Genomic DNA, 19,842 nt, shown 5'->3' with positions numbered 1-19,842 from the left:
TTTACCCATTGTCTGCTATCAACTAACATCTCAAAGTTTTTGTAGCAGTTATCTAAATCTGAATATGGGCAAGCGGAAGCTCAGAAGATATATGAGCTAAGAAAAGAAGAACTAACTAAACAAGAGGCAGCATAAATGGCTGATATGAACCAATGCAACTTTACTGGCAGGATTGGCGGGTTGGAATTGCGCTACATTCCTAATGGCTCAGCAATAATGCAATTTTCACTAGCTATTGGCGAATCGCGAAAAGACGACAGCGGGCAATGGATTGATAAAACCACTTGGGTTCGCTGTGAAGCTTGGGGAGGTTCAGCGGAATACATGGATAGGAACGCACAGAAAGGAACTCAAGTGCGTATCACTGCCAAAGTAGAAGTTAAGGAGTGGGAAGATAAACAAACAGGGCAAAAGCGTAGCTCTACTATTTTTAAGGCCAAAGAAATCCAAATTCTAGGCAATAGAAAAGAAAGCAACAGCAATCAGGCAGGAAGCCAGCAACCATCGAGACAACCTCAGCAGCCACAGCAACAAGCGTCGCAGAACGAGCAGTCGATGGATTGGGATGATCCAATACCTTTCGCTCCTATCGGACTCCCCTACCAACGCCACGCTATTTATGTGATTTAACCAAAGGATATATTTGCAAGGATGCAAACAATAAAGGAGTAAATATGATTCACTATCACGGTGGACCTATTACACCTGATACTTGCGCGATTAAAGCATGGAAAGCTCGTCATGCATTTGTCAGTTTTGCCCACCCCTCCCAACTAAATTTAGCATCTGAAATTTGCCAGTCTTTTGCTGTAGACAATGGAGCGTTTACAGCGTGGAAAGCCGCTGGCAAAAACAAAATTGATTGGTCTGATTACTATGATTTTGTGAGCAAATGGAAAAATCACCCTCGTTTCGATTTCGCAATCATTCCCGATGTTATTGACGGTGGAGAGGAAGAAAACGAAGCGCTTCTGGATGAATGGCCACACGGTGAATTTTTCGGCGTTCCTGTTTGGCATATGAATGAATCAGACGAGCGATTTATTCGTTTATGCAATGAGTACCCCCGCGTTGCTATCGGTAGCTGCGGTGAATATGACGTTAAACGCCCACGCGCAGCTGTCGCGAGAATGAAAGATTTGATACGTCATGTTGTTGATGATAACGGGTATCCAGTAACAAAGCTTCACGGACTCAGAATGCTTAACCCACAAATATTCACTCAACTGCCGTTAGCTTCAGCAGACAGTACAAACGTAGCAAGAAATATAGGAATAGATAAGGCGTGGAAAGGTGCGTATTCACCTTCATCGAAAGAAACAAGAGCGGCGATTTTGGTAGAAAGAATTGAATCTCACAATAGCGCAAGTTCACTTGATTATTGTGAAGAAAAGGATCGCTTTGATTACCAACTTCAATTGGCCGTTTAACTCGCAGGGATGCAATGAATAAAAAAAAGCCGCCACGGAACGGACGGCAAGAGGTTGTCTAGATATATTTGTAGTTTCTCTGTGTAAGCAATTTAAGAATAGTTAAGCCATGGAATTTAGCAAGGAAGTAGATAAAAAAATGCCGACACAGGGAGGTCGGCGAAAATTGCACAGCTTGTTACTACTCTTTCGGGGTTAAGTGTAGAAGGTAAATAAGTGTTTGCCATGAAACGTTTTAATCCTAGCGATTAAATGGATGCAATGAATAAAAAAATGCCGACACAGGAAGCATCGGCGAGGACTACAAAAATAATTAGAAAGTTCAAATTAACTATAGGTCATAAATTAAAAACAATGATGAATTATTTTAATCCTAGCGATTAAATAGATGCAATAAGAGGAATGAATATGAAGGTTGAACAATCTCAAGTGACTAAACTGGTGATAACAGGCATAGAGCGTCACGACCCCATTCATGTTTACCTTGAAGATTACGGTGATAACAAAAATGGCAGAGTTACTATTAGCGAAAGTGGCGATTCATGGTCTTGTTTTTGGGGCTCTATGGGCAGCTCACTAGTTGAGTTTATTCATAGGATTAATAACCACTACTGGATAGGTAAGCTAGATTCTAATTTAAACTCTGAGATAGATGATGATAACGATGCAAATGCTGAATATGCTAAAAAGCAAGTTATCGAACTGCGCAAAGATGATGAAATAGACCAATACGAAGCAAGGGAGTATTGGGATTTAATTGAATCATCCGATGATGTTAAGAGTGATTGTTGCAATTGCTATATAGGAAGTAAGTTGCTTAGTTTGTTTGGCGATGATGCTTGGTATAACGATTGGCCTTCTATTCCCAACCCTAAATATCTAAGAATGGAATCGCGCTTAAATGCAGTTCGTGAGGCATTAAAACAAATAGGTGTGAATTAAAAGAAGCCTATCCTTGGCTTGTATCTTTAAGAAAACTTAAAGTAAATGTCATTCATTCTTATATTGCTCACAGTCGCCTTTCTAGCTGGTTCAGAAGGAGAAAACACTTCAATAATATCCCCTTTATTTAGCATGTTAAATAAAGAACTATTTCCATGAAATGGAAATGAAATCCCATTCTCTATTTCAGTAACTTTAAATAGTTGCCGGCGCTTTATATCATAATTACTTTTATCAACAACATTGGATAAATAGATTTTAGTGCTCATGTTCCTTCCTCGTTAACGGTTGAAAATCGATCATACCACCAACAATTAAATAAATAAATCTTTTAAAACATAGCTTTACAGATTACATATTTTGCTCAAAACATATCAATAGAGGTAATTATGAAAGACAGAATTAAGTTCAACGATGCAATGTTAGCAGCTGTCATTGACGGCAGAAAAACTCAGACACGCAGACCGATTAATCCACAACCTAAAGTAACCGAGGAAGAGTTACGCAAGTTAGGCGCATGGCAAGAAGGCTATACACTATCAGAGCAAGTATGTGCAGCATGGCGACATGGATTTATTGACCCTGATTGCCCGTATGGCGAAGTTGGCGACATCATCAACATTTCGGATAAAGACGGTAATATCAAAGGGAAAATTGAAATTACTGATGTTTGGTTGCAGCAAGTTCAGGAAATATCACAGGATGATGCGTACGCCGAAGGATTTGAGCTTACTGGGTGGCGACCTACTTATAGTGACCCAGACAGTGGCGGAGAGACATTCACACCATACGATAAATTCGCTGATACATGGATAGATATTTACGGCGAAGATAGCTGGAGTAATAACGAATGGGTGTGGGTCATTCAATTTAAAAAATAGTATTTAAGTGTTTTGTTGTATAATTAAATAATACATATTTATTGGAGGATGAAAATGGGATGGTTCAAAAAACCAAAAATCAGTTTTAAAAACGCAATTATTATAGCTATTGTATTATTAACAATCCTTGCTTCAATAATTTATTTAGTAAACACGCTATGGTCTAGTGGTATAATTCTTACTGGATCAATGATTTTATATATTGCATCGGTAAGAAATCGTGGTGATGAAGAAATAAATCTCGATGGAATTTTAAGTCTTTCTTTTATCGTTATTAGCGGAGCTAATTTGATGAAAGATATTATAAAAGAGTACAATCTTTCATGCTCTGGCATTCTTCAGTTAATTGTTGTTGCGATAATAACTCTTGTCATTTTTATTATCGCTCCTACAATTGCTTTGTGTATGAAAAAGCATGTAGATAGAAAAATAAAGTCATAACAATACTATCACGATAATCTACCACCCTGCACTAGCAGGGTTTTTTATACCTAAAATCCATAGAAACAATTCATGCAAATAATCGGATATGTATTACTCATGCTAATACAGGGTTCTGCTGTGCCTGTTACAGAGAAAATATACACACAGCAAGAATACGAGAGCCGTGTCAACCAAATAATGGCGGTGCGGGATGTTGAGATAATTTGTGGGGAGGTGATTCGTGAAATTCATAATTGGCGATAAAGTTAAAGTAAAGCAGAGTGATGATTTAGCAAGGTTTAAAAATATAACATTCACAGTAATTGAAAATAATAATGATTATATCCACAGTGTCATAGTTCAAGATAAATATGGTACTACGGCTAATTTTAAACCTAACGAACTGGAGTTAATCAATGAATAAATGGGTAAGTGAATTAAAACCAAATGACATAATTAAGCTTGGTGATAACTGGTTTCGCTGTCGCTATTTTTATTACCACGATAATAATACTTCTATCGACCTACAACGTGAGCGTGACCAACTTAGCCCTTATTACGACAGTACGTGCATCAGAATATCAATTAACAAAGACGTCGGTATTAAATTCGAGGTGAAGGATGCGGAGAATGAAGTCTGACTACGGAGGTAGCCATACACCAAAGGAATTGCGTGATAGATGGCAAACCCCCCTACCTTTATTTACAGCATTGGACGCTGAATTTGGTTTCTATTTAGATGCCGCCGCAGATAAAAATAACCACCTTTGCACTCATTACCTCACCGAACAAGATGACTCACTAAATTGCGATTGGGAAAGTTATGGCGCTATTTGGATTAACCCGCCCTATTCAGATATTCAGCCTTGGATTAATAAAGCCGCTGAACAATGCAAAAAGCAATTACAGCCTGTCGTGATGTTAATTCCGTCTGATACCTCTGTTGGCTGGTTTAATTCTGCACTGGAAACAGTTGATGAAGTGAGATTAATTACAGGAGGAAGAATTTCATTTATTAACGCTGGTACAAATAAACCAGTTAACGGAAATAATAAAGGCTCAATGCTTTTAATATGGCGACCTTACATTAAACCACGAAAGATAATTAGCACTGTCGATAGAGATGAATTAATGAATATAGGCAATCGAATATTACATGAATGGAAAATAGCATAGGTGAATTATGAAATTAATAATTCGCGGCGAAGTTACGCCCACAGAAAGGATTGCTATTAATGCGGCATTGGAAGCCCACAAAAAGAATCACAACAGAACAGGAATAATCGTTAATCACAAAATAAAGATAGGAAAGAATATCTACCCTGTCGAAATTCAAAACTGTCAAAAGTCTTATATGGTAACAATGAGAAATAAAAGGCAGAGGATATGAATGAGCAGATATTAGAAAACGGACGTCGAAAGATTGCAAGGGAATGCCGTGACAAATTAAAGCAACTCAAAAAACTCAGCGATAAACAAAGCACAGCAATACTCAAAGATTACCTACCGAAATTTCAATTAACACTCACAAAAGAACACAAAAAGTTTCCACCAATCATGTGGCTAACTTGGTACGTCAATAGCATAGATAAGGAGATTAACAGTGGATCTTAATGACGAAGTTTTCGATGTAAAAAAAGCCGCTGATTTCCTTTGCAAGTCCGAAAGAACGGTCTACGCATTGCTTAAGTCAGGACGAATTAGAGCGGCTAGAAGTGACGGTAAAAAAGGTTGTTGGGAAATTCTTAAATCCTCGTGCCTTGAATATGTACACAATAACCATCAAAATCAGCAAGCGAATGGTGACAATGCTGATAAATCTACGGAGGGATTTAAAGGATGTCCATCAAACAAAGGAACGGAATTTGGCACTGTGATTTCGTTTCGCCAAACGGCAAGCGCATTAGACGCAGCCTTGAAACGTCAGACAAGCGGCAAGCGCAAGAGTTACATGACCAGTTAAAAGCTGAAGCATGGAGGGTGGAAAAGTTAGGCGACTACCCTTCTGTCACTTTTGATGATGCGTGCTTGAGATGGTTACAAGAGAAAGAACACAAGAAATCAATTGATGATGACAAAACAAAAATTGAATATTTCTTGGAGTTCTTTTCAGGAAAGCAACTATCGTCAATTACTGAAAACGATATCTTGAAGTCAACGTCAGGGATGATCAACAGGAAGCACAAGGAAGTTTGGGAGATAAAAACAGCGGCAGCCAAAAGTAACGGAACTAGGATAGAAAAGTATCAACCAAAGCCAGCATCACAAGCAACAAAGGCAAGATACTTGGCATTTCTTAGGTCGCTATTTAAAGCCGCAGTTGAAGAATGGAAATGGATAGGTAAGTCACCAACAATAAAGATTCGGCAGAAAAGCGAAATTAGAGTTCGCTGGCTTACAAAGGAAGAAGCGGCAACACTAATTAAATGTATGCCTGAAATATTTAAACCGGTGGTTATCTTTGCACTGGCTACTGGGTTAAGGCGTTCAAACATACTAAATCTTGAATGGTCGCAAATAAACCTTCAAAGGAAAGTGGCTTGGATACACCCTGAAGATGCAAAAGGAGGAAAAGCGATAGGTGTTGCCCTAAATAATACCGCCTGCAAGGTATTGAAAGACCAAATAGGAAAACACCAGCGCTTTGTATTTGTTCATACTGAAGCATGGCATAGGTCAGATGGAACGCCAACGGCTAAAGTTAGAAAAATGAGAGTTGACGATAATACAGCTTGGAAAACAGGATTACGTAGAGCTGGTATAGAAAACTTTCGATTTCATGACTTGAGGCACACTTGGGCTAGTTGGCTTGTTCAGTCAGGAGTTCCATTATCTGCACTTCAAGAAATGGGAGGGTGGGAATCAATAGAAATGGTGAGAAGGTATGCTCATTTAGCGCCAAATCATCTAACTGAACATGCTATGAAGATCGACGAGCTAATGTCACACGATGACACAAATATGGCACAACCACTACTTAGAGCATTGTAATTATGCACACAAATAAAAAGAAAAAACCCGCTACATCTATGAAATGTAACGGGTTCTTATTTGGTGCCGGCTACCGGAGTCGAACTGGTGACCTACTGATTACAAGTCAGTTGCTCTACCAACTGAGCTAAGCCGGCGAATATGGCGGAGAGATAGAGATTCGAACTCTAGGATGGTTTCCCATCGGCGGTTTTCAAGACCGCTGCCTTCGACCGCTCGGCCATCTCTCCATGGGGCGCGATTATGGAGGAATCCCAGCAACTTGTCTACCCCTGAAAGTAAAAAAATTGATTTTTTTACTTCGTTTGGCTAATCTTCACTCAATTGCTCTCTCTTTTCCAAGAAAAATGGTAATATCTGTGCAAAATCGGTGTCTATCCTTTCTCTAGGCGTATGATTTTTAACCTAATAATACTTTTGCCGATGGGATGACTTGCTACAGTATGTACAAACAATCATTATTAAAGCCAAACACTCTTTTTCGTATTTTCGCAGCATTTATTTTACTGCTGATAGTGATGCTTTGTTTATCACTATTTAACTACTATCAAGCATTGGTTCAAAGCCGTCAGGCTAGTTTGAACAGTATGGCTAGTCGGTTAGCGTATCAAATCGAAGATTATCGTTATCAAGCAAGCCATATCTACAAAATTGCCAATAATAAATCCTCTACCCCATCCGCTGATCAGCTTGCCGTGACAGGAATACGCCATGATATTTTTTGGCTAAGTAGTGCCAACCAATCCATCGATGCTATTGTATTTGGCAATAATAAGCAAAGTAGTAATGTTTTAGCATCTAAACTTGCAAATTATATGGAGATTGTCTGGGGAGCCCGTAATGAATATAACTCAATGTATTATCTCAATGGCTTAGACAATACCCTAGTCTTAGTGACCACTCATTCAATTCTTAAACCTGAGCTACGCTTTAAAGAAAGTTATCTCACATTAACTGCTGAAGAAAAACGTGCTGATATGTTGACTCAATCAACATTATTAGACCGACGGGAAATAATTTCAAATATTCAAAAGTACTCCCCCGATAACCTTTTTTACTATACTTACCGGCTAATGTTTAATTCTCCAGGGCAGCTAACGAGTGTCATATCCTTTGATATTTCTATCAATTCACTGATCCCTCCAAATTTAAATGGGGATTTTTTTACGATTAATACACGCCCTGCAAGCACAGGAAGCAATGAACCTCATACAACTTGGGTCGGAACTAACCTCATTTTCTCCCACCCTATTGATGGCACCAGCTATCAACTTTATTACCATGTCTCATTAAAAAGCATTATCTTTAATGTTATTGGCTATAACTTATGGCTAATGACAGGCATGCTTATTATGATCTTCTTCGCTTTACTGATCATGCTATTCATTCGTAAGCGCCTTATTTCACCCAATACAAATATGTTGCAAGAGCTGAGTTTTAATGAATCATTGACAAGCGATATTATCAGCCATATTTCATACGGTATTTTGGTTTATGACTTTAATACTAACAAAAAGATTCTGAGCAATGATATTGCTAACCAGTTATTACCTTCTATGGATCTTATTCACATTAAAGAAATGGCGATAGAAAACCATGATGTTATCCAAGTTTCTATCGAGAATATTATCTATGAAGTTATTCTTGTCAATAGCATGACAAAACCCAATACCGTTCTCTTTATTATTATCGACAAAGACAAAGAAGCCTTGACCCAAAAACGTCAAGAATTAGCGAATCGTGAGTACAAAAAAAATATTCACATGCGTAAGATTGTATTTGAGAATATGTGTACTGAGATATTACCCTCACTAATTAAGGTGGATGAACAATTAACTAAATTATCCGAAATAGTCAGCGTAAATAACCGCGCATTTATTTTAGAAATTGAAAGTCAGCTTTTTTATATCAATCGCTGGTTTAAAAACATTAACTTATTAAATCAGCTTGAGTCTCAAGCTAGCTCAGTAAAAACTGAAAACGTTTCTATCAGTAATCTTGTTAGCGAGTTTTTGAAACAAAATTTATCCCAATGCAATAACAAGGGGTTAGCACTTTATTTTCATAATAATCTCAATCCAGATTCACTGATCATGGCAAACCCTGATTATTTAAAACAGTTAATACAACTAATTTGGGATTATTCTATTGCGACAACCTCTTTTGGAAAAATTTCATTCGCGTTATCTTATGATGCCAATAAAAATGTAATTTTATTGAGTATTAAAGACAGTGGAACTGGGGTCAGTAATCTTGAGCTTAGTAATTTACACAGTCCTTTTACTGGGCAAATTTTGAATGCTTCTAACTTTACGCGTTCAGGCATAACATTTTATTTATGTAAGTTACTGGTTAAAAAAATGAATGGTACTTTTTCTATTCGTTCTAGTGATGCAATAGGCACTCATTATGAAATTACGCTTCCTGCAGCTAAAGAAATGCTCGTCAAAGACTTCCCAGCTTTATTGGAAGATGTTTGTATACGCTTAAATATACATAATGCAGATATCTCACGGATTGTTAGGAACATATTAACAAATTATGGAGCAGAATATTTGGACTTAAGTGAAAGCTCCCCTCACACCGACTGGGATCTTTTGATAACTGATAATAATGAGGAATGTTTTGAAAATATTGTTAAAGTAAATGGTACTCTTTTAGGGATTAATCAATTACAACCTCATTATATCGAAACTAACTACAATTTTGCTGATGAATTAATTGATGCTATCTCATTATTGATCGAAAACGCAGAGCATGAGCATGCTGATATTTTGCCTCCAGACCATGTTAGTACTCAAGCGCTTTCACAGAACTCGAATGAATCAATTGAAAATGCAATTACAAGTTATCAATTAGCACTGGCAAATAGCGGATATCGAGATTTGTTTATCACAACAGTACCGATAGATATTAATAAACTGTATAATAGTGAAAGTGTTGAGGATTTGACCGAATTGAAAAACACTGCACATCGTTTAAAAGGAGTTTTTGCTATGCTCGAATTTACTTATCTTCATGAACTTTGTGAAGATTTGGAGCGTTACATAGCAGATGAAAACGGATTGGAAATAAAAAATTGCATTAGCGTGCTGGATAATTCAGTCAAAAAACTAATGCCAGAAGGTAACCAATAATATGAATAACCTAAATGTCATTGTTGCCGATGATCACCCTATCGTTCTTTTCGGCATCAGAAAATCACTTGAACAAATTGAATGGGTGAATATCGTAGGGGAATTTGAGGACTCAACCTCTTTGATTAATAACTTAGCACGTTTAAACGCAGACGTACTAGTTACTGATTTATCTATGCCAGGTGACAAATATGGCGATGGTATTACTTTAATCAAATACATCAAGCGGCATTATCCTGACCTGTCAATTATTGTTCTCACTATGAACAATAACCCTGCCATTCTTAGCGCTATTTTAGAGCTGGATATTGAAGGAATTGTGTTAAAACAAGGTGCGCCAGCTGATTTACCTAAAGCTTTAGCGGCTTTACAGAAAGGCAAAAAATTCACACCAGAAAGCGTGAGCAAACTGTTAGAAAAAGTCAATGCAAGCGGCTATGGCGATAAACGTTTATCACCAAAAGAAAGTGAAGTGCTACGTTTGTTTGCTGAAGGTTTTTTGGTCACTGAAATTGCAAAGAAACTTAACCGCAGTATAAAAACAATCAGTAGCCAGAAAAAATCAGCTATGCTGAAATTAGGTGTTGAGAATGATATAGCGCTACTGAATTACCTTTCTTCTGTCAGTATTGATAACTCGCCTTCAGAGTAAATTTCATTTTAACTATAAGACTACGCCAATAAAAACCCAGTTATGGGTTTTTATTTTTGCGTCCTTTTTTACTCACATTCAACAATAGCGCGTCAAAGTCTCACGTAAAATTGCAATTGTTGTCGGTTTTGATAAACAATCATTCATTCCTGCGTTAATACAGCGTTGCTTTTCTTCTGCCATTGCATTAGCAGTTAATGCGATAACGGGTAAATTGAACTCTAAACGACGCAGTTCCTTTGCCAACTGGTAGCCATCCATATTTGGCATATTTACATCCGTTAAAACAATATCAACATGATGATTATCTAAATATTTTAATGCATCTAGCCCATCTATCGCTGTGCCTGTAGTAAAACCGATAGTCGCTAATTGTTCACTCAATAATGCTCTATTAATTGGATGGTCATCGACAATTAATACATGATGTTCACTTAACGAATGGTCAGCAACCAATGATGGATTTACTGTACTATTTTTCAGCGATTGTTCGGCCGTTTTCATGATGGCTTTATCAATTAAGATAGGTAATTTATCTAATTGATATGTATTATAAATCCACTGGTTTTGTTTTATTTGATGGAGTTCACCGGCATAAATACTTGATAATTGGATATGATGTTCACAAATGCCCCTTTCAGCCTGCTCATAATCAGTTATTAAGAGATCATAATGTTGTGTCTTATCCGTTGCATTATGGCGGACAACAGAAAATTGTTCTTGGCTTAATAAACGCAAAAGAAAGTTCATTAAAAATTCATTTCGACACGAAACTGCAATCCGATAATGAGCCCGGTATTCTGGAATATTTTTCTTAAGATATTCTTGACCATATAAAGGAATTCGAATAGTAAATGAACTACCAAGTCCAATTTGGGAACTGACCTCAATGTCACCATCCATGAGGTTAACCAGTTTTTCGCAAATAGCTAGACCTAAACCAGTTCCTTTATGGCCCATATTATTTTGGTCATAAACTTGAAAGAATGGATCAAACAACTTCATGACCACCGCATGTGTCATTCCAATCCCTGAATCACGTATTTCAATCTTTAAATAATTCTCATCTTTCCATACATAAAGCAATACAAAACCTGATTCTGTAAACTTAATACTATTATTAACAATGTTAGAAATCACTTGTTGTAAACGAACAGGGTCATTCAAAATGAGATCAGGTATATTTGGCTCAATAAAGGAATATAAAGATATTTTTTTCTTCGTGACTAATGGCAGGTAGTTTGCTAATACAAACGCAAAAACCTCTCGACAATTAAACAATTTGCTTTCTATTTTCAATTGCTTAGATTCAATTTTCGAAAAGTCTAAAATATCACTAATAATCTGCAATAAAAGTGAAGATGAATTATCCATAGTTGAGACTAAGCGTGTTGCTTTCTCAGGTAATTCATAACGTTGTAGTAATTCTATATTACCAATAATTCCATATAACGGCGTTCTTAATTCATGACTAACTGTCGCTAAAAACATTGACTTAGCATGGTTTGCTTGTTCCGCCGCATCGGCTACATCTTGCAGCGATTTTTCCATTTGAACACGAATGCTAATGTCGACTAATACACAAATAGCGACATCTTCATTTTGGTATCGAGAGTTTACAAAGCTAATTTGTAAGTGTGTGCCGTTGGTTGTCACCACATCTATATAATTGCTCGATTTTTGGCGAATAATTGTCAATATTCGCTGTTTATCATCATCATTTAACAGCCGAAAATAGTCGTGAGCTAATTCATTACTGAGAATATTACCACCATCTGTTAATCTTAAAATGATGATACCGACCGGTGCTGATGCCACAATTTTGTGGTTGAATTGTTCATGTTCCTCAAGCCGTATCGCAGTGTTCTCTGCGGGTTCTAGCATTTTCCTTTCAAGTAACCAAATTAAAAAGAAAATCAGCCCACCCGTAAAAATATTTAGGAGGATACCGTAAAAAATGGTGTTTTCTAAACTCGCTAATATTTCCGACGTCGCAATTGAGAAAATGACCGTAATTTGAGAAGGTGCTAACCTTTTTTTGAAGATTAATTTTGAGTAATCTGAGTTAAAACCGAAAAATGAAGGCTCAGAAATATTGAGCAATGCAGAGCTCTTAGGATTGATATCTGTAGGTGAATATAAAACAGGCTGGTTATAGTCGTTAATTATCAATATTTCGATAGCCTTATTTCGCCGTATATTAAACTGATTTAAATTAATTGAACGTTCTAACCCAATAAATGCGGGGAGCAGATTATCGTGCTTGATTGCTTGAATTAAGTAAACCTGCCCATAATCCGGCTGAGCACCATGCGTAATGGTAAATAGCTTACGCTCTTTACCTTGTAGCCTTAAACCTTGATAAGTTCGCACACTTTCGTAGCTAACTTTTTTTAGTATTTCTATATCCGATATTGTAGAACGAATAGGATAATCCACCAGACAATAACTTTTCGAACCCACTAAAAAGACATGGTTTAAAGCTTGAGGCGCTGCAATACTCTCTTTCCAAAAATAATTCAGTTGTTCAAAAGCCTGCAAATAGTTTTCAGCTTTATCCCTAAAATGATCACAATCCGTATTCGGAGTTAATTTATAGAACGAGTAATTAGAGGCATTTGGCAATTCCATAAATTTACTCGTAAAAGTATTTTCCTCTGTCGATTCTTGCAGCTTTATTTGGTACAGATCAGTCATCGACTGAATAGAATTCAGTGTCGCCGCCGTTTGCTGTATATAGACTTGTAGGTTTTCATACCCAGAATAGAACTGCTGGCGAAGATCAGATTTGTATTCATTAAATTGCGAATAAAGGAAAAATAAAGTGATAAAAGCACCCATGCCCCACAACATCAAGCCGAGGATACGAAATAAATCCCGAGAAAGTCTAAGTGATGTTTTAAACGAGGGTAAGTATCTCAAGCGTTTTCCTGTATATTCGATACGATGATCGCTAATTATACTCGATTACATAATAAAAAAGCGACAGACATGAAAAGTAATAAAACTAAGAAATTTAGACTAGAAACTAAAACGGGCAGCTAATATGCTACCCGTTCATTAAATTAAACGCGATAATTACTCTTGATCGTCGATATTTGCATCATCAACACCGTTTTCTTCAGTGTTTTCAATCGCATTCTCATCATCATTATTTTCATCATCATCTGTTTCAGCAACACGTTGTAAACCAACCACTTTTTCATCTTCAGCTGTTCTAATCAAGGTCACACCTTGCGTATTACGGCCAACGACGCTCACTTCAGATACACGGGTACGAACTAATGTGCCGGCATCCGTAATCATCATGATTTGGTCAGTTTCATCAACTTGAATAGCTCCAACAACATTACCGTTTCGCTCACTCACTTTGATAGAGATAACCCCTTGAGTTGCACGCGATTTAGTTGGGTATTCTGCTTCTTCAGTACGTTTACCATAACCATTTTCTGTGACAGTTAAGATATGGCCTTCACCACGTGGAATGATCAAGGATACGACTTTATCGTTATCCATTAATTTAATTCCACGAACACCCGTTGCAGTACGTCCCATTGGGCGAACAGCATCTTCAGCGAAGCGCACAACTTTACCTTGTGCAGAGAACAGCATGACTTCATTTGAACCATCGGTTAAATCAACCCCAATCAGTTCATCACCTTCATTCAAGTTCACTGCAATAATACCGGCACTTCTTGGGCGGCTAAACTCTTGTAAAGGTGTTTTCTTCACAGTACCACTCGCCGTTGCCATGAAGACGTTATAACCCTCTTCATATTCACGTACAGGTAAGATAGCAGTAATGCGTTCATCTTGCTCAAGTGGCAATAAGTTAACAATTGGACGACCACGAGCACCACGACTCGCTTCTGGCAACTGATAAACTTTCATCCAATACAAACGCCCACGACTTGAGAAACACAAGATGGTGTCGTGCGTATTGGCGACCAATAAGCGTTCAATGAAGTCTTCGTCTTTTGTTCGTGCAGCAGATTTACCTTTACCACCACGGCGCTGTGCTTCGTAATCAGACAGAGGCTGATATTTCACATAACCTTGGTGAGATAATGTCACTACCACATCTTCTTGATTGATCAAATCTTCAATATTGATGTCTGCGGTATTTTCTGTAATTTCTGTACGACGAGGATCATTATAAGTATCACGAATAATTTCTAACTCTTCGCGAATCACTTCCATCAAACGTTCAGGACTACGTAAAATAAACAGTAAAGCTTCAATTTGTACTAGAAGATCACGGTACTCTTCCAGTAGTTTTTCGTGCTCAAGACCGGTTAATTTTTGGAGACGTAAATCCAAAATAGCTTGGGCTTGTTGCTCAGTCAGGAAATATTGCCCCTCATGAACACCGAACTGTAGTTCTAACCACTCAGGACGAGCTGCGTCATCACCTGCACGCTCTAGCATTGCCGCTACATTACCCAGATCCCAAGAACGTGCAATCAACCCTGCTTTAGCTTCAGCTGGTGTTGGTGCTTTACGGATCAATTCAATAATTGGGTCAATATTAGCAAGTGCGATTGCCAGTGCTTCAAGGATATGAGCACGGTCACGCGCTTTACGCAATTCGAAAATCGTACGACGAGTGACAACTTCACGACGGTGACGCACAAAAGCAGCAATGATATCTTTTAAATTCAGTATTTTCGGTTGCCCTTGATGTAGAGCCACCATATTGATACCAAAAGAAACTTGCAATTGAGTCAAGGAATATAAGTTGTTCAGGACAACTTCACCCACTGCATCGCGCTTAACTTCAATAACAATGCGCATACCGTCTTTATCCGACTCGTCACGCAGTGCACTGATTCCTTCAACACGTTTGTCTTTAACTAACTCTGCAATTTTTTCAATCAAGCGAGCTTTATTCACTTGATAAGGGATTTCGCTGACAATAATGGTTTCGCGACCATTTTTCTCATCGACTTCCACTTCAGCGCTTGCACGGATATAGACCTTGCCACGTCCTGTACGATATGCATCAATAATCCCACGACGGCCGTTGATAATAGCCGCTGTTGGGAAATCAGGCCCTGGAATGTGTTCCATTAAACCTTCAATACTGATGTCTTCATCTTCTATATAAGCAAGACAACCATTAATCACTTCCCCTAAATTGTGAGGAGGAATATTGGTTGCCATCCCAACCGCAATACCAGACGACCCATTAACCAAAAGGTTTGGAATTTTCGTTGGCATGACTTCAGGAATTTGCTCTGTTCCGTCATAGTTTGGAACGAAATCAACGGTTTCTTTTTCAAGGTCAGCAAGTAGCTCATGGGCAATTTTCGCCATACGGATTTCCGTATAACGCATTGCCGCAGCGGAGTCTCCGTCAACTGAACCGAAGTTTCCCTGACCATCAACCAGCATGTAACGCATTGAGAAAGGCTGTGCAAGACGAACAATTGTCTCGTAAACAGCGCTATCACCATGTGGATGGTATTTACCGATGACGTCCCCAACAATACGGGCAGATTTTTTATAGGGTTTATTCCAATCATTTCCCAATACATTCATCGCATACAGTACTCTGCGGTGTACTGGCTTCAGTCCATCTCGAACATCTGGAAGCGCACGGCCGACAATAACGGACATTGCATAATCCAAATACGAACTTTTAAGCTCTTCTTCGATATTAACTGGTGTGATTTCTCTGGCAATCTCGCTCATGGAACCACTGTCCCTCATAACTTCGGATTCAAAGAGTAGAACTATACCACAATTCGCCAATTTAATAAAAATAAGAGACGGGTATTTGTCTTCCAAGCTATGTATAATAGCGGAAAATTAAGTTTATGTGTCCGAAACTTGAAGGTTTATCAATTAATAACTGCAATAATTACATTGTTGTTTACATTTTAGCCATCAATGCTTGTCGGGCTACTATTCCCCCTATTAAACATAGTTTAAATACAGTTTAAATATAACTATCGTTAATAGGCTTTCGGGTAATAGGTTAAAAATAGGAGCTTCTTTGTATGAATGACACCCAAACCCCAACCTACCTTAACGTCGATAAGCAAGAAATCGAAAAATTCGAGTCCATTGCCTCACGTTGGTGGGACTTAGAAGGGGAATTTGCCCCACTACACCGCATCAATCCATTACGCTTAGGTTATATTATGCAGCGTGTAGACGGTATTTTCGGTAAAAAAATTCTTGATGTTGGCTGCGGCGGTGGCATTTTATCGGAAAGTATGGCGCGTGAAGGTGCAGAAGTCACCGGTCTTGATATGGGTGCCGAGCCTTTAATGGTTGCTCGCTTACATTCTCTTGAGTCCGGCATTCCAGTTGAATATGTACAAGAAACCGTTGAACAACATGCAGACAAGCACCCTCAAGCCTATGATGTTGTCACGTGTATGGAGATGCTTGAACATGTTCCGGACCCTCAGTCTGTCGTTAGGGCTTGCGCAAAATTAGTCAAACCGGGTGGACACGTAATTTTTTCAACCATCAACCGTAATAAAAAAGCATGGCTAATGGCTGTTGTTGCTGCTGAATATATAATGAAAATCGTCCCAAAAGGCACTCATGACGCAAACAAGTTTATTCGCCCTTCTGAGTTAATTAATTGGATTGACGGCACACCATTAAAAGACAAACATATCATAGGGTTGCATTATAATCCATTAACAGACAAGTTCTGGCTTGGGCCAAATGTTGATGTAAACTATATGCTGCATACGGTAAACGAATAGTCATTTAGTCGTGAAAAGAATAAATCACAAGCACTACGTTTAAGAAAGCAGCAAACGATCGCATTTTACAAAATTTATTTTAGTCCTCATGTCGGAAGCATTTTTTTTATTAATGCCTTTTACCATGCAGCTTACCGACATGATCACTTTTCTTATCCAACCAGTTATCCACAAGATCCCTCTAATTTGTTCACTTGATAAAATCACATATTAACATTATCTTGTTATGGTATTCTAAACAAACTACTACATATAGTGGTACAACAAAACATAATACAACTAGTCTCATGGCATTACACCATGAGCTTTTTTATGTTTATTTTAAACTATTTGTAGTTCAACCAAGGTGTACTTGCTCATGAACCAGAGTCTGTTAGTCACAAAGCGTGATGGACATAAAGAACGCATTGATCTTGATAAAATCCACAAGGTAATCACCTGGGCTGCTGAAGGCCTAAGTAACGTATCCGTTTCTCAAGTGGAGTTACGTTCACAGATTCAGTTTTATGATGGGATCAGAACTTCTGATATTCACGAAACGATGATCAAAGCAGCAGCAGATTTAATTACGGGTGATACCCCTGATTACCAATACCTAGCTGCGCGTCTTGCTATTTTTAACTTACGCAAGAAAGCCTATGGCCAGTTTGAACCGCCTGCATTATATAAGCATGTTAAACACCTCGTTGAAATGGGGAAATATGACAAGCATTTGCTGGAAGACTACTCTGAAGCAGAGTTCGAGCAAATGGATAGCTTTATTGATCATTGGCGTGATATGAATTTTTCCTATGCTGCGGTAAAACAGCTTGAAGGGAAATATTTAGTTCAAAACCGTGTAACGGGTGAAATCTATGAAAGCGCACAGTTTTTATATATTTTAGTTGCAGCTTGCCTATTTTCACATTATCCAAAAGAAACACGCCTTGATTATATCCGTCGTTTCTATGATGCCGTTTCAACATTCAAAATTTCATTACCTACGCCGATTATGGCGGGGGTACGTACGCCTACACGTCAATTCAGCTCTTGCGTACTGATTGAGTGTGGTGACAGCTTAGATTCTATCAATGCAACCTCAAGCGCAATTGTGAAATATGTCTCACAACGTGCAGGGATTGGGGTAAATGCAGGCCGTATCCGTGCATTAGGCAGCCCAATTCGTGGTGGAGAAGCTTTCCATACGGGTTGTATTCCATTCTATAAACACTTCCAAACTGCGGTTAAATCATGTTCGCAAGGTGGTGTTCGCGGTGGCGCTGCAACCTTGTTCTACCCTATTTGGCACCTTGAAGTAGAAAGCTTACTGGTTCTAAAGAATAACCGTGGGGTTGAAGGTAACCGTGTTCGCCATATGGATTACGGTGTGCAATTAAACAAGTTAATGTATGAGCGTCTGATTAAAAACCAAGACATTACATTATTCAGCCCATCGGACGTTCCGGGTCTTTATGACGCCTTTTTCGCAGATCAAGACGAATTTGAACGTCTATATGTGAAATATGAGCAAGATGAAAATATTCGTAAATCGAGCGTTAAAGCGGTTGAGCTATTTTCATTAATGATGCAAGAGCGTGCGTCTACTGGCCGTATTTATATTCAAAACGTTGACCACTGTAATACACATAGCCCATTTGACCCGCAGATTGCGCCTGTTCGTCAATCGAACTTATGTTTAGAAATTGCGCTGCCAACTAAGCCATTAAATAATATAAATGACGAAAATGGTGAAATTGCGCTGTGTACATTATCGGCATTTAACTTAGGGGCTATTGATAGCCTAGATGAATTAGAAGAGCTAGCAATATTAGCTGTTCGTGCACTCGATGCGCTACTTGATTACCAAGATTACCCAATCATTGCGGCTAAACAAGGCTCAATGGGCCGTCGTACATTAGGTATTGGCGTGATTAACTACGCTTATTATCTCGCGAAGCACGGCGTTCGTTATTCTGATGGCAGTGCAAACAACTTAACGCATAAAACATTCGAAGCCATTCAGTATTATCTATTAAAAGCCTCGAATGAGTTAGCAAAAGAGCAAGGTGCTTGCCCATGGTTCAATGAAACAACTTATGCACAAGGCGTTTTACCTATCGATACCTATAAAAAAGAGCTCGATAAGTTAACTAATGAACCTTTGCATTACGATTGGGAAGCGTTACGCCAAGAAATTAAACAACATGGTCTGCGTAACTCGACACTGTCTGCATTGATGCCTTCAGAGACATCATCACAGATTTCTAACGCAACCAATGGTATTGAACCACCGCGTGGTTATATCAGTATTAAAGCCTCTAAAGATGGTATCTTGCGCCAAGTGGTGCCTGATTACGAAAATCTGAAAGGTGCTTATGAGCTACTGTGGCAAATGCCTTCAAATAGTGGCTACTTACAACTCGTTGGTATCATGCAGAAATTTATCGACCAGTCGATTTCTGCTAACACAAACTATGACCCAACTCGTTTTGAGAGCGGTAAAGTGCCAATGAACCAATTGCTAAAAGATTTATTGCTCGCCTATAAGTTTGGTGTGAAAACACTTTACTACCATAACACTCGCGATGGGGCGGAAGATGTTCAGGGCGATCTGGAAGAAGTTGTTGAGTCAGCGGATTCCGATTGCGAAGGCGGCGCGTGTAAAATTTAATAGGAATTGTT

The 19,842-nt window shown here is 38.4% G+C and carries 20 protein-coding genes and 2 tRNA genes; 17 read left to right on the top strand and 5 right to left on the bottom strand.

All coding sequences use genetic code 11. The annotated features are described in order from the left end of the window. The first annotated feature begins 135 nt into the window (after positions 1-135). From PR834_RS00275 to PR834_RS00265, 3 genes are all read left to right on the top strand, one after another. Complete coding sequence (locus PR834_RS00275; protein ID WP_210854880.1) at positions 136-630, top strand: single-stranded DNA-binding protein; 495 nt, start codon at positions 136-138, stop codon at positions 628-630. A gap of 44 nt (positions 631-674) precedes the next feature. Then, complete coding sequence (locus PR834_RS00270; protein ID WP_272536287.1) at positions 675-1,430, top strand: hypothetical protein; 756 nt, start codon at positions 675-677, stop codon at positions 1,428-1,430. Between the two features lie 408 nt (positions 1,431-1,838). Next, on the top strand, positions 1,839-2,372 hold the full coding sequence (locus tag PR834_RS00265; RefSeq protein WP_272536286.1) for a hypothetical protein: 534 nt from the start codon (positions 1,839-1,841) through the stop codon (positions 2,370-2,372). Between the two features lie 26 nt (positions 2,373-2,398). Here PR834_RS00265 and PR834_RS00260 read toward each other — a convergent pair whose 3' ends face one another. Continuing rightward, complete coding sequence (locus tag PR834_RS00260) at positions 2,399-2,641, bottom strand: hypothetical protein (RefSeq protein WP_036964105.1); 243 nt, start codon at positions 2,639-2,641, stop codon at positions 2,399-2,401. Positions 2,642-2,761: 120 nt separating this feature from the next. Here PR834_RS00260 and PR834_RS00255 point away from each other — a divergent pair, with 120 nt between their 5' ends. From PR834_RS00255 to PR834_RS00215, 10 genes are all read left to right on the top strand, one after another. After that, positions 2,762-3,253, top strand: a complete 492-nt coding sequence (locus PR834_RS00255) for an ASCH domain-containing protein (RefSeq protein ID WP_272536285.1) — start codon at positions 2,762-2,764, stop codon at positions 3,251-3,253. Between the two features lie 54 nt (positions 3,254-3,307). After that, positions 3,308-3,694 carry a hypothetical protein gene (locus PR834_RS00250; protein WP_209102062.1) on the top strand — a complete coding sequence of 129 codons (387 nt, stop codon included), beginning with the start codon at positions 3,308-3,310 and terminating at the stop codon, positions 3,692-3,694. A gap of 72 nt (positions 3,695-3,766) precedes the next feature. Further along, complete coding sequence (locus tag PR834_RS00245) at positions 3,767-3,940, top strand: hypothetical protein (protein WP_272536283.1); 174 nt, start codon at positions 3,767-3,769, stop codon at positions 3,938-3,940. Further along, positions 3,918-4,100, top strand: a complete 183-nt coding sequence (locus tag PR834_RS00240) for a hypothetical protein (RefSeq protein ID WP_272536281.1) — start codon at positions 3,918-3,920, stop codon at positions 4,098-4,100. Before PR834_RS00245 ends, PR834_RS00240 begins: the two co-directional genes overlap by 23 nt. Continuing rightward, positions 4,093-4,317, top strand: coding sequence for a hypothetical protein (locus PR834_RS00235; RefSeq protein ID WP_272536279.1), 225 nt, complete (start codon positions 4,093-4,095; stop codon positions 4,315-4,317). The genes PR834_RS00240 and PR834_RS00235 overlap by 8 nt, the downstream gene beginning before the upstream one ends. Then, the gene (locus PR834_RS00230) at positions 4,307-4,852 is read left to right on the top strand and encodes a phage N-6-adenine-methyltransferase (protein ID WP_272536277.1); all 546 of its coding nucleotides are present in this window, start codon (positions 4,307-4,309) and stop codon (positions 4,850-4,852) included. The genes PR834_RS00235 and PR834_RS00230 overlap by 11 nt, the downstream gene beginning before the upstream one ends. A 7-nt stretch (positions 4,853-4,859) precedes the next feature. After that, positions 4,860-5,066, top strand: a complete 207-nt coding sequence (locus PR834_RS00225; protein WP_210848370.1) for a DUF4060 family protein — start codon at positions 4,860-4,862, stop codon at positions 5,064-5,066. Then, positions 5,063-5,290 (top strand): hypothetical protein, encoded by a 228-nt coding sequence (locus PR834_RS00220; RefSeq protein ID WP_272536275.1) that lies wholly within the window; start codon positions 5,063-5,065, stop codon positions 5,288-5,290. Before PR834_RS00225 ends, PR834_RS00220 begins: the two co-directional genes overlap by 4 nt. After that, positions 5,280-5,639 (top strand): helix-turn-helix domain-containing protein, encoded by a 360-nt coding sequence (locus PR834_RS20405; RefSeq protein WP_442959640.1) that lies wholly within the window; start codon positions 5,280-5,282, stop codon positions 5,637-5,639. Before PR834_RS00220 ends, PR834_RS20405 begins: the two co-directional genes overlap by 11 nt. Further along, positions 5,522-6,667 carry a tyrosine-type recombinase/integrase gene (locus PR834_RS00215; protein WP_442959642.1) on the top strand — a complete coding sequence of 382 codons (1,146 nt, stop codon included), beginning with the start codon at positions 5,522-5,524 and terminating at the stop codon, positions 6,665-6,667. The genes PR834_RS20405 and PR834_RS00215 overlap by 118 nt, the downstream gene beginning before the upstream one ends. 61 nt (positions 6,668-6,728) lie before the next feature. Here PR834_RS00215 and PR834_RS00210 read toward each other — a convergent pair. Further along, positions 6,729-6,804 (bottom strand) — tRNA-Thr (locus PR834_RS00210). 5 nt (positions 6,805-6,809) lie between these two features. Further along, positions 6,810-6,897, bottom strand: a tRNA-Ser gene (locus tag PR834_RS00205). A gap of 213 nt (positions 6,898-7,110) precedes the next feature. Here PR834_RS00205 and rcsD point away from each other — a divergent pair. Both rcsD and rcsB read left to right on the top strand, forming a co-directional pair. Continuing rightward, positions 7,111-9,804 carry a phosphotransferase RcsD gene (gene rcsD, locus PR834_RS00200; RefSeq protein ID WP_112307750.1) on the top strand — a complete coding sequence of 898 codons (2,694 nt, stop codon included), beginning with the start codon at positions 7,111-7,113 and terminating at the stop codon, positions 9,802-9,804. 1 nt (position 9,805) lies between these two features. Continuing rightward, on the top strand, positions 9,806-10,456 hold the full coding sequence (gene rcsB, locus PR834_RS00195) for a response regulator transcription factor RcsB (RefSeq protein WP_004259923.1): 651 nt from the start codon (positions 9,806-9,808) through the stop codon (positions 10,454-10,456). Positions 10,457-10,534: 78 nt separating this feature from the next. Here rcsB and rcsC read toward each other — a convergent pair whose 3' ends face one another. Both rcsC and gyrA read right to left on the bottom strand, forming a co-directional pair. Further along, positions 10,535-13,321, bottom strand: a complete 2,787-nt coding sequence (rcsC, locus tag PR834_RS00190) for a two-component system sensor histidine kinase RcsC (RefSeq protein WP_232062974.1) — start codon at positions 13,319-13,321, stop codon at positions 10,535-10,537. 213 nt (positions 13,322-13,534) lie between these two features. Next, positions 13,535-16,150, bottom strand: a complete 2,616-nt coding sequence (gyrA, locus tag PR834_RS00185) for a DNA topoisomerase (ATP-hydrolyzing) subunit A (protein ID WP_272525614.1) — start codon at positions 16,148-16,150, stop codon at positions 13,535-13,537. 308 nt (positions 16,151-16,458) lie between these two features. Here gyrA and ubiG point away from each other — a divergent pair, with 308 nt between their 5' ends. Continuing rightward, entirely contained in the window at positions 16,459-17,181 is a 723-nt protein-coding gene (gene ubiG, locus PR834_RS00180; protein WP_136134372.1) for a bifunctional 2-polyprenyl-6-hydroxyphenol methylase/3-demethylubiquinol 3-O-methyltransferase UbiG, read from the top strand. 358 nt (positions 17,182-17,539) lie between these two features. Then, the gene (gene nrdA / locus PR834_RS00175) at positions 17,540-19,831 is read left to right on the top strand and encodes a class 1a ribonucleoside-diphosphate reductase subunit alpha (RefSeq protein WP_004259904.1); all 2,292 of its coding nucleotides are present in this window, start codon (positions 17,540-17,542) and stop codon (positions 19,829-19,831) included. The last annotated feature ends 11 nt before the right edge of the window (positions 19,832-19,842 follow it).

Source organism: Providencia sp. PROV182 (genome assembly GCF_028480325.1).
In the GTDB taxonomy this organism is placed as follows: Bacteria; Pseudomonadota; Gammaproteobacteria; order Enterobacterales; family Enterobacteriaceae; genus Providencia; species Providencia hangzhouensis.
This window is presented reverse-complemented; position numbering and strand designations above follow the sequence as displayed.

Excerpts from the sequence above, each read along its gene's own strand:
- PR834_RS00275 (WP_210854880.1), top strand. The coding sequence starts at position 136 with ATGGCTGATATGAACCAATGCAACTTTACTGGCAGGATTGGCGGGTTG.
- PR834_RS00270 (WP_272536287.1), top strand. The coding sequence starts at position 675 with ATGATTCACTATCACGGTGGACCTATTACACCTGATACTTGCGCGATT.
- PR834_RS00265 (WP_272536286.1), top strand. The coding sequence starts at position 1,839 with ATGAAGGTTGAACAATCTCAAGTGACTAAACTGGTGATAACAGGCATA.
- PR834_RS00260 (WP_036964105.1), bottom strand. The coding sequence starts at position 2,641 with ATGAGCACTAAAATCTATTTATCCAATGTTGTTGATAAAAGTAATTAT.
- PR834_RS00255 (WP_272536285.1), top strand. The coding sequence starts at position 2,762 with ATGAAAGACAGAATTAAGTTCAACGATGCAATGTTAGCAGCTGTCATT.
- PR834_RS00250 (WP_209102062.1), top strand. The coding sequence starts at position 3,308 with ATGGGATGGTTCAAAAAACCAAAAATCAGTTTTAAAAACGCAATTATT.
- PR834_RS00245 (WP_272536283.1), top strand. The coding sequence starts at position 3,767 with ATGCAAATAATCGGATATGTATTACTCATGCTAATACAGGGTTCTGCT.
- PR834_RS00235 (WP_272536279.1), top strand. The coding sequence starts at position 4,093 with ATGAATAAATGGGTAAGTGAATTAAAACCAAATGACATAATTAAGCTT.
- PR834_RS00230 (WP_272536277.1), top strand. The coding sequence starts at position 4,307 with ATGAAGTCTGACTACGGAGGTAGCCATACACCAAAGGAATTGCGTGAT.
- PR834_RS00225 (WP_210848370.1), top strand. The coding sequence starts at position 4,860 with ATGAAATTAATAATTCGCGGCGAAGTTACGCCCACAGAAAGGATTGCT.
- PR834_RS00220 (WP_272536275.1), top strand. The coding sequence starts at position 5,063 with ATGAATGAGCAGATATTAGAAAACGGACGTCGAAAGATTGCAAGGGAA.
- rcsD (WP_112307750.1), top strand. The coding sequence starts at position 7,111 with ATGTACAAACAATCATTATTAAAGCCAAACACTCTTTTTCGTATTTTC.
- rcsB (WP_004259923.1), top strand. The coding sequence starts at position 9,806 with ATGAATAACCTAAATGTCATTGTTGCCGATGATCACCCTATCGTTCTT.
- gyrA (WP_272525614.1), bottom strand. The coding sequence starts at position 16,150 with ATGAGCGAGATTGCCAGAGAAATCACACCAGTTAATATCGAAGAAGAG.
- ubiG (WP_136134372.1), top strand. The coding sequence starts at position 16,459 with ATGAATGACACCCAAACCCCAACCTACCTTAACGTCGATAAGCAAGAA.
- nrdA (WP_004259904.1), top strand. The coding sequence starts at position 17,540 with ATGAACCAGAGTCTGTTAGTCACAAAGCGTGATGGACATAAAGAACGC.